11 protein-coding genes are annotated in these 8,914 nt (G+C 65.8%); 8 read left to right on the top strand and 3 right to left on the bottom strand.

Features of this window, described 5'->3' with window-relative positions:
* Positions 1-26 precede the first annotated feature (26 nt).
* Positions 27-767 carry a precorrin-6A synthase (deacetylating) gene (cobF, locus tag WAW17_RS12325; RefSeq protein WP_422333259.1) on the bottom strand — a complete coding sequence of 247 codons (741 nt, stop codon included), beginning with the start codon at positions 765-767 and terminating at the stop codon, positions 27-29.
* Positions 768-793: 26 nt separating this feature from the next.
* Here cobF and WAW17_RS12320 point away from each other — a divergent pair, with 26 nt between their 5' ends.
* From WAW17_RS12320 to WAW17_RS12305, 4 genes are all read left to right on the top strand, one after another.
* On the top strand, positions 794-1,594 hold the full coding sequence (locus tag WAW17_RS12320) for a thymidylate synthase (RefSeq protein WP_422333258.1): 801 nt from the start codon (positions 794-796) through the stop codon (positions 1,592-1,594).
* Positions 1,594-2,082, top strand: a complete 489-nt coding sequence (locus WAW17_RS12315) for a dihydrofolate reductase (RefSeq protein ID WP_422333257.1) — start codon at positions 1,594-1,596, stop codon at positions 2,080-2,082. Before WAW17_RS12320 ends, WAW17_RS12315 begins: the two co-directional genes overlap by 1 nt.
* Before the next feature lie 79 nt (positions 2,083-2,161).
* Entirely contained in the window at positions 2,162-2,488 is a 327-nt protein-coding gene (locus WAW17_RS12310; RefSeq protein WP_422333256.1) for a cupin domain-containing protein, read from the top strand.
* A gap of 30 nt (positions 2,489-2,518) precedes the next feature.
* Complete coding sequence (locus tag WAW17_RS12305) at positions 2,519-3,586, top strand: tellurite resistance/C4-dicarboxylate transporter family protein (protein WP_422333255.1); 1,068 nt, start codon at positions 2,519-2,521, stop codon at positions 3,584-3,586.
* Between the two features lie 31 nt (positions 3,587-3,617).
* Here WAW17_RS12305 and WAW17_RS12300 read toward each other — a convergent pair whose 3' ends face one another.
* The gene (locus tag WAW17_RS12300; RefSeq protein WP_422333254.1) at positions 3,618-4,256 is read right to left on the bottom strand and encodes a Tat pathway signal protein; all 639 of its coding nucleotides are present in this window, start codon (positions 4,254-4,256) and stop codon (positions 3,618-3,620) included.
* 115 nt (positions 4,257-4,371) lie between these two features.
* Between WAW17_RS12300 and WAW17_RS12295 the strand changes: the two genes are divergently transcribed.
* Positions 4,372-6,042: a GAF domain-containing sensor histidine kinase gene (locus WAW17_RS12295; protein WP_422333253.1), complete on the top strand. Its 1,671-nt coding sequence runs from the start codon at positions 4,372-4,374 to the stop codon at positions 6,040-6,042.
* Positions 6,043-6,060: 18 nt separating this feature from the next.
* On the opposite strand, the gene WAW17_RS12290 is transcribed toward WAW17_RS12295, so the two are convergent.
* Complete coding sequence (locus tag WAW17_RS12290; protein ID WP_422333252.1) at positions 6,061-6,696, bottom strand: response regulator transcription factor; 636 nt, start codon at positions 6,694-6,696, stop codon at positions 6,061-6,063.
* 168 nt (positions 6,697-6,864) lie between these two features.
* On the opposite strand from WAW17_RS12290, the gene WAW17_RS12285 reads away from it, so the two are divergent.
* The 3 genes from WAW17_RS12285 to WAW17_RS12275 form a co-directional block, all read left to right on the top strand.
* On the top strand, positions 6,865-7,728 hold the full coding sequence (locus WAW17_RS12285; protein WP_422333251.1) for a nitroreductase family protein: 864 nt from the start codon (positions 6,865-6,867) through the stop codon (positions 7,726-7,728).
* 23 nt (positions 7,729-7,751) lie between these two features.
* Positions 7,752-8,702 (top strand): acyl-ACP desaturase, encoded by a 951-nt coding sequence (locus WAW17_RS12280; protein WP_422333250.1) that lies wholly within the window; start codon positions 7,752-7,754, stop codon positions 8,700-8,702.
* Positions 8,699-8,914 (top strand): hypothetical protein (locus WAW17_RS12275; protein WP_422333249.1); only part of this gene is annotated, 216 nt, incomplete at its 3' end. The genes WAW17_RS12280 and WAW17_RS12275, both read left to right, overlap by 4 nt.

Genomic DNA, 8,914 nt, shown 5'->3' with positions numbered 1-8,914 from the left:
GCGTTCATCTTCGCAGCGCGGCGCGGTCATCGTCGCAGGAGGTAGGTGTCCATGATCCAGCCTTTGCGTTCGCGCAGTTCGGATCGCACCCGCTGAATGTCACCTTCCACCTCGCGCAAGTTGCCGGAGATCAGTACCTCGTCGGGGGTCCCGAGGTAGGCGCCCCACCAGATCTGGACGTCGTCGCCGGGCACCTGGGTGAAAGTGCAGTGGGCGTCGAGCATCACGACGGCGTTGTCGACACCGTCGGGCAGGCCCTCGGCGAGTTTTCGTCCGGTGGTGATGTGGATGGGTTCACCGATCCGGTTGAGCACCAGCCGATGCTGGGCCGCCAGCGACTGCACGCTGGTGACGCCGGGAATCACGGAGTAGTCGAACGCGACGTTGCCGCGAGCGAGGACTCGTTCGACGATCCGCAGTGTGCTGTCGTAGAGAGACGGATCGCCCCACACGAGGATGGCGCCGACTCCCGGTTCGGCCGCGAACTCCGACTCGAACAACGATGCCCGGCGCTCGTGCCAGTCGTCCACCACACCCTGGTAGTCGGACGGCGTCCGGTCACGCGGCGGATCGACGATGTCGACAACCCGGTACGGGCGTGTGACGTGCTCCTCGAGGATGGCGGTGCGAAGGTCGACGAGATCCTGCTTCTCATCGCCCTTGCCGATGACGAAGAACACGTCGACCTGGTTCATGGCCTTCACGGCCTGCAGCGTCACCTGGTCGGGGTGGCCCGCACCGATGCCGATCACGAAGAGTTTCCGCATCCGGGCAGCCTAGTAAAGTGGTGCGGGTGACTGTGCCGACCCCGTACGAAGACCTGCTCCGACTGGTGATGGAGACCGGCACCGCGAAGGCCGACCGTACCGGGACGGGGACGCGCAGCCTTTTCGGGCACCAGATGCGCTGGAACCTTGCCGATGGCTTTCCACTGGTCACCACCAAGAAGGTGCATCTCAAGTCGATCGTCTACGAGCTGTTGTGGTTCCTGCGCGGCGACTCCAACGTGAAGTGGCTCCGGGACAACGGTGTCACCATCTGGGACGAGTGGGCCGACGCTGACGGTGAGCTCGGACCCGTCTACGGCGTCCAGTGGCGCAGCTGGCCGACGCCGTCGGGTGAGCACATCGACCAGATCAGTCAGACCATCGAGACGCTGAAGACCGACCCGGATTCGCGTCGCATCATCGTTTCGGCCTGGAACGTCGGCGACATCCCGCAGATGGCGCTGGCACCGTGCCATGCGTTCTTCCAGTTCTATGTGGCCGGCGGCAAGCTGTCGTGCCAGCTGTATCAGCGCAGCGCCGACCTGTTCCTGGGCGTTCCGTTCAACATCGCGAGCTACGCGCTGCTCACGCACATGGTCGCGCAGCAGACGGGCCTCGAGGTCGGTGAGTTCATCTGGACCGGCGGCGACTGCCACATCTACGACAACCACGTGGAGCAGGTCACCGAGCAACTGAGCCGCGAACCGTTCCCTTACCCCACGTTGAAGCTGACCAAGCGCGACTCCCTCTTCGACTACACCTTCGATGACGTGGAGATCGTCGGCTATCAGCACCATCCCGCGATCAAGGCGCCGGTGGCGGTCTAGTGGGCCGGCACGTCAGCCTCGTCTGGGCCCAGGCGAACGGCGGTGTCATCGGCCGGGACAACACCATTCCGTGGCACGTGCCCGAGGACATGGCGTACTTCAAGGAGGTCACCATGGGGCATCCGGTGATCATGGGCCGCCGGACATGGGATTCGATTCCGCCGCGATTCCGCCCGTTCTCCGGGCGGCGCAACATCGTGGTCACCCGGCAGTCCGACTGGACCGCGGACGGCGCCGACAGGGTCGGCGGAGTCGAGCAGGCACTCGGGCTCTCCGACGAGGACGTCTGCGTCGTCGGCGGCGCCCAGATCTACTCCGCCGCGATGCCGTTCGCCACCCGGCTGATCGTCACCGAGATCGACCTGGATGTCGACGGCGACACGTGGGCACCGGCGATCGACGACGCGTGGCATGTCGAAGAAACCGGCGACTGGCTCACGTCCGCGAAGAACGGCACCCGGTACCGCTGGATCACGTACACGCGCTGATTTTCTGCTCACCGCTTCGCCCTCGCAGCGTTACCCCATTCGACGGGTGACCGTGCGCCGAGTGCGCCATACTCACCTCATGGACAAGAAGTCTCTGACCGCCCTTGCACGTCAGCAACTGAAATTGGCCGGGGGGACGTCCAGCGGGCGCAGTTCGCAGACCGTCTACGGTGGCCACCAGCGCAGCCTCCGCCAGACCGTCGTCGCCCTCGCCGCGGGACAGAAGATGGCAGAACACGAGAGCCCCGGCGAAGCGACTCTCTTCATCCTGAACGGCAAGCTGAACCTGGTGTGCGGAGACGATTCGTGGAAGGGGTCCACCGGAGACTTCCTGGTGCTTCCCGGGGATCGGCACAGCGTCGAAGCGATCGAGGACGTGGCGTTCCTGCTCACCGTCGCCATGTGACGGTCGCAGGACCGGGGGTACCGTCACTTCGTGCTCAACGGTGTGACCGCTCGACTCCGAGGATCAGTCCGGAGCCTCAATCCCGGCTATTTCGCGATCGTCATGGCGAGCGGCATCATCTCGGTGGGGATGCGGCTGGCCGGGTTCGGGCTGCTGTCGAGCATGCTGCTGGCGGTGTGCGTGACCACCTACGTGGCTCTGGTCGTCCTCACGGTCTGGCGGATCATCGCGTACCGCGGGGCGGTGATCGACGATCTCACCGACGCCGGTCGCGGCTTCGGGTTCTTCACGTTCATCGCGGGCACCGATGTGCTCGGCGTGCGACTCGCGATGGACGGTCATCACGTCGTCACGGCGGTGCTGTTCACGGTCGCTGCGGTCACCTGGCTCGTGCTCGGCTACATCGTGCCGTGGACTGCCGTGCTGGGCACCACCGAACGCCCGGTGGTGGCCCGAGCCAACGGCACCTGGTTCAACTGGGTGGTCGCCAGCCAGTCGGTGGCTGTCGCAGCGGCAACCCTCGAGCCCGTGTACGACAATGCGCGCCCGTTTCTGGCGCTCGTCGCCGTGTTCTCCTGGTCGGTCGGATTGTTCCTGTACTCCGCTGCGGGAATCTTCGTGGCAGCCCGCATGATGCTCTACGCCCTACGCCCGAAGGACCTCACCGCCACCTATTGGGTGGCGATGGGCGCCTGCGCGATCACCGTGCTCGCCGGGGCGCGCATCGTGGAGATGGACGACGCGCCGGTCGGTCGCGCCGCCCGTGGTCTCGTCGCCGGCCTCGCCGTCGTGTTCTGGGCCTTCGCCACCTGGTTGATCCCGCCCCTCATCGCAGCCGGGTGGTGGCGGCACGTCGTCCATCGGGTGCCATTGACCTACGACGCCACGTTGTGGAGCATCGTCTTCCCTCTCGGGATGTACGCGGTGGCGGGCATCTCGCTGGGAAAGGCGGACCAACTTCCGCTGGTCGGTATCGTCGGGAGTGCCGAACTGTTCTGCGCGTTCGCCGTGTGGTGCCTGGCCATCGTCGTCATGGTGGTGCATCTGTGGCGGACCCTGATATTCGAGAGAACGACAACGTGGCAGGCGCGGCAATAGCCGCACCTGCCACCGTCAGCTACTCCAACTGTCAGGCGAGCACGGTACCCAGAGTGGGCCACCAGATGGTGCTCTTGACGACCTTGTCGCCGACCTGATGGTTGAGCGAGCCGTACACGGCTGCCACTACCAGGCCACTGCCCAGTCCGGGGATCGGCGGAGTGGAGATGACGGTCGGAACAGCAATATTGTTCTTGTCGAGCTTCACGATGCCACTGGCTCCGGTGGCGAAGCTGTAGTACACGACATCGAGCTGAGCGCCTGCCTGATCGTTGGCGATGACGCCCGGTCCGCCGAAGAAACCGAAGCGGAACTCGTTGTTCATATTGGTGGCCACACCGGCGCCGTAGAGCTGTCCGAGGACGGGACCGCCCTGGCCGGTGTCGGAGTAGGCCGGAATCTGGAAGATCTGGCCCGGCAGTGCGACGTCGCTGAGCGCGACATCGGTCGGCGACGCAGCGAGACGCTCGATCGCGGCCTCGGCTTCGGCGTTGCCGGCGGCAACCGTGCGCAGCTTGGCGATCGCGCTCGTGGTATCGATCGCGGGGGCACCGATCGTGGGCGCAGAATCGGCAGGCTCCGCCGAAGCTACCCCGGTGAACATCATGGTCGCGGCCGCAGCTGCCGCGAAACCGGCCACGATTCGTTGTCCGAAATGCCGTCGATTCATAAATTAGCCTCCCTGTAGTGATGGTGAATTACTTCGACTGAGTAAACACTCACTCGGCGCAGTTATCGACACCACCGCTCCCGGCGTTACCGCGTGCGGCACCTATGCTGCACACATGGTGGACGGTCCGGACGAGAACGCGGCGAGGATCAGCGAGGTCCGGGAAAAGCTCGCCGATGTGGTGCCCACACGGCAGAGTATGCAACGACTCTTCGAGGCCGTCCTCGTCGTCGGATCGGGGCTCGAACTCGATTCCACTCTGCAGCGCATCGTCGATGCGGCCACGTCACTGCTCGACGCCCGCTACGGCGCCCTCGGTGTGCGCGCACCCGACGGTGGTCTGTCGGAATTCGTCTACGTGGGTATCACCAAGGACGAGCGGGCCCACATGGCTCACCTCCCCGAGGGTCGGGGTCTGCTCGGGTTGTTGATCAACGATCCCCGTCCCGTGCGTCTCGCCGACCTCGCCGAACACCCCGCATCGATCGGCTTCCCGCCCAACCATCCGCCGATGAAGAGCTTCCTCGGCGTCCCCATCATGATGCGGGGCACGGTCTTCGGCAGCATCTACCTCACCGAGAAGGTCGGCGGATCCGAGTTCACCGACGAGGACGAGGTGATCTTGCGGGCTCTCGCCACGTCGGCCGGTGTGGCCATCGACAACGCGCGGCTCTTCGAGGAATCGCGAACCCGGGAACGGTGGCTGTCCGCCCTCGGCACGATCACGTCCCGGCTGCTGGTCGGTGGATCCCTCGACGACACCCTGCACACTCTCGCCGGTCAGGTGCGTGAGCTGTCCGGTGGCGAAGAGGTATTCATCGTGCTCACACGCGGCGACGGCGCCGTGCTCGGCACCGACACCACCGTGCGGGACACCACCGTGCGGCCGCTACCCGACGCTCTCCGCCGCGCCACGCAGGAGGCACCCCTCATCGACGTTCAGCGCACGCGCTCTCCTGCCCTGCTCACCGGACTGGACGGTTTCTCCCCGTTCTCCGCCGAGGCCGGCCGGGCGGCAGTGCTGCCGCTGTCGACGGTGTCGGGAGTGGGCGGTGTCCTCGTGGTCACCGCGCGCGGAAACGCGCCCTGGGATCCGCATGAGGTGGTCCGGCTCGAATCGGTGGCGGACCTCGCCGCGGTGGCCGTGGAGTTCGCAGAACAGCAGGGTAAGCAGCGACTTCTGTCGGTGCTCGCCGATCGGGACAGGATCGCGCGCGACCTGCACGACAACGTCATTCAACGCCTCTTCGCCACGGGAATGAGCCTGCAGAGCACCAACGCGGTCGGGGACGTGCCCGACAACGTGCGGTCCATCATCGACACCGCGGTGGAGCAGCTCGACCGCACGGTGCGTGAGATCCGCACCACGATATTCGATCTCCAAGCCACCGGCGCCGCCTCCGCAAGCAGTCTCCGGCGCCGGCTTCTCGATGTGATCGGCGACCTCACAGCGCAGTCTCCCCTCGTCCCGAACGTCCAGTTCTCCGGCGCCATCGACACACTCGTTCCCGCTCGTGTCCACCAGCACGCCGAGGCGGTTCTCCGCGAGGCGCTGAGCAACGCACTGCGCCATGCGCGCGCGAAAACGATCGACATCTCGGTGATCGCCGGCGACGAATTCACCATCGTCGTCTCGGACGACGGGATCGGCATCGCCGAAGGGCCCCGGGGCAGCGGCCTGAACAATCTGGACCTGCGGGCCGAACACTGCGGTGGCATCTGCGCCATCGACACCACGGACAAGGGAACTGCGGTCACCTGGCGTGTCCCGCTACCTCGCCACTGAACCGGAACGCGTCCGGCCTCAGCGTTGCTTGCGCAGTTCGGTGGCGAGGACGGCAGCCTGGGTGCGGCGCTGCATTCCGAGTTTGGACAGCAACCGGGACACGTAGTTCTTGATCGTCTTCTCCGCCAGGAAGAGCCGTTCGGCGATCTCGCGGTTGGTGAGCCCTTCACCGATCAAATCGAATACGGCGCGTTCCTGCTCGGACAGTTCTGCCAGTGGGTCCTCGCGTCGTTCGGACCGGAGGCGGTTCATCAGCGCGGACGTCGTCCGGCTGTCCAGCAGCGAACCGCCCTCCCCCACGGTGCGGACTGCCGCGACGAGGTCGGTGCCGAGGATCTGCTTGAGAACGAAGCCGGATGCGCCGGCCATGATGGCGTCGAACAACGCTTCGTCGTCGGAGTACGAGGTCAGCATCAGGCAGCGCAGCCCGGGTACGGCGGACCGGAGGTCCCGGCACAGTTCCACACCGTTGCCGTCGGGCAACCGCACGTCCAGGACGGCGACGTCGGCGCCGCTGCCCGGAACCCGGGCCATGGCCTCCCCCACCGATGCGGCCTCCCCGACCACCTCGAGGTCCGGGACGCTACCGAGTAGATCGACCAGGCCGCGTCGCACGATCTCATGGTCGTCGACAAGGAACACCCGCGTGGTCATGCGCTTACCTCCAGCATCATCTACTCGAACCGTACCGTCCTCACATGCGTACCCGGGAGAGCGGGACCTATCCCGGCACATTCGGGACCTTCGACTCAAGCGGCGACGTCGCCGCCGACGGAATGCTCGAGTCACGGGTGGACACCCGCATCAGACAGGGAGGTCGCGATGGACAGCTGGTCGCTCGGCGACATCGAGGTGGTCTCCCGCGCCATCGTCTCGGCACCGTCGGTCCACGACACGCAACCGTGGGATCTGCGGCTCGGGGCCAATCAGGTGGAGATCCACGAGCGTACGGGGTTCACCGACAGCGCCCGCGCCGATCGCGTGATCTCCTGCGGAACCTGCGTCGCGAACGTGGAACTTGCGCTCCGCGCCCTCGGCCGGCGGATCGAGACGGATCTCCTGCCCGATCCCCGCCGTCCCGAACTGGTTGCGACCATCCGGGCGGTCGGAATGGCTCCGGCGTCGAGCACCGAGCTGGAGCTCTTCTCCGCCATGGCCCGGCGGCGCAGCCATCGTGAGGCGTTCGCCGACATTCCGATCCCGGCGGCCACGATCGCCGACATCGTCTCGGCTGCCCGGTTCGAGGGCGTCCACATCCGGCTGCTCGCGTCCGACGAGGCGCCCGCCCTCTCGGACATCCTCCTGTATTCGGCGGATCTGGTTCGTCACGATCCGCGCCACCAGCGCGAGCTCTTCCCGTGGACGTCCCACTGGCTGCCCGACGGCGGCCACGAGGCGGTCGACACCACGCACAGCCTGGTGACGCGCGGGGTGCCCGACGCGGCGCGCCTGACGGGAGCCATCGAGCGCGAAACCGTTCTCGTGTTCACCTCGGACACACAGGAGTCCATCGATCTCCTGCGCACGGGAATCGCCGTGGAGCGGGCGTGGCTGACCGCGGTCGACGCAAGGCTGAGTGCCTCGATCCTCTCCTACCCGCTGCGTGTCGACGATTCGGCACAGCAACTGGCCCAGCGACTGAACTTGCCGGGACATCCACAATTAATCCTTCGAATCGGCCACTGACACAACAGAAACGGAGCACCATTGTGACCCGCGTACTCACCGACCGCGAACTACTGCACGAACTCGAGGAAGTTGCCGAGGAAAACGTCAACCGACACCTGTCGATGGCCAAGGACTGGCATCCCCACGACTATGTGCCGTGGGACGACGGGCGTAACTTCGCGGCTCTCGGCGGTGAGGACTGGGATCCCGAGCAGTCACAGCTCAGCGAGACCGCCAAAGCTGCGATGATCACCAATCTGTTGACGGAGGACAATCTGCCGTCCTACCACCGCGAGATCGCCCAGCACTTCTCACTCGACGGCGCCTGGGGCACCTGGGTGGGACGCTGGACGGCAGAGGAGAACAAGCACTCGGTCGTGATGCGCGACTATCTCGTCGTGACCCGTGGAGTCGACCCGGTGGCCCTCGAGAACGCGCGAATGGACCACATGACGCGAGGTTTCAATCCCGGCGGCGGAAGCATGCTGGATTCGGTGTCGTACGTGTCCTTCCAGGAATTGGCAACCCGGGTCTCGCACCGAAACACCGGGAAGGCGTGCGGAGATCCGGTGGCGGACAAGATGCTTGCCCGGGTCGCGGCCGACGAGAACCTGCACATGATGTTCTATCGCAATATCGTCGGGGCTGCCCTCGATGTGGCGCCGGACCAGGCGATCGCCGCGATTCACAAGGTGGTGACCAACTTCCAGATGCCCGGAGCCGGCATGCACAACTTCCGGCGCAACGCCGTCCTGATCGCGAAGGGTGGCATCTACGATCTGCGGCAGCACCTCGACGATGTCGTCATGCCCGTGGTCCGCAAGTGGGAGTTGTTCACCCGTAACGATTTCGGGCCCGCCGGTGAACGGTACCTGGACGACCTGGCCAAGTTCCTGGAGGACCTGCAAGTCAAGGCAGCGCGTTTCGAGGAATCACGCGACCGCGCTCTCGCCCGCGATGCCCGCCGGGCCGAACAACTGGCCACGCGATGAGCGAGGACCAGCTGTTCAAGTCCGTTCTCGACATGGCCGAAGCGGCCAAGCGCCGAGACAGCTCACATTGGATGCAACTCCGATGCGGAACGCGTCGCGCCGACGACTCCGCCTATCTGACATCGATGCTCCTCGGCCTGCTCATCGAGAACGACGCCATCAGGCGCGGCATCCACCCCACCGATGCGTGGCGTCAGCTGCAGCAGCAGGGG

This window comes from Rhodococcus sp. (in: high G+C Gram-positive bacteria), from assembly GCF_049286785.1.
Taxonomy (GTDB): domain Bacteria; phylum Actinomycetota; class Actinomycetes; order Mycobacteriales; family Mycobacteriaceae; genus Rhodococcus_F.
This window is presented reverse-complemented; position numbering and strand designations above follow the sequence as displayed.

What these genes read in the sequence shown, in the direction of transcription:
- WAW17_RS12310 (WP_422333256.1), top strand. Translation starts at nt 2,162, where the DNA reads ATGGACAAGAAGTCTCTGACCGCCCTTGCACGTCAGCAACTGAAATTG.
- WAW17_RS12290 (WP_422333252.1), bottom strand. Translation starts at nt 6,696, where the DNA reads ATGACCACGCGGGTGTTCCTTGTCGACGACCATGAGATCGTGCGACGC.
- WAW17_RS12285 (WP_422333251.1), top strand. Translation starts at nt 6,865, where the DNA reads ATGGACAGCTGGTCGCTCGGCGACATCGAGGTGGTCTCCCGCGCCATC.
- WAW17_RS12295 (WP_422333253.1), top strand. Translation starts at nt 4,372, where the DNA reads ATGGTGGACGGTCCGGACGAGAACGCGGCGAGGATCAGCGAGGTCCGG.
- cobF (WP_422333259.1), bottom strand. Translation starts at nt 767, where the DNA reads ATGCGGAAACTCTTCGTGATCGGCATCGGTGCGGGCCACCCCGACCAG.
- WAW17_RS12300 (WP_422333254.1), bottom strand. Translation starts at nt 4,256, where the DNA reads ATGAATCGACGGCATTTCGGACAACGAATCGTGGCCGGTTTCGCGGCA.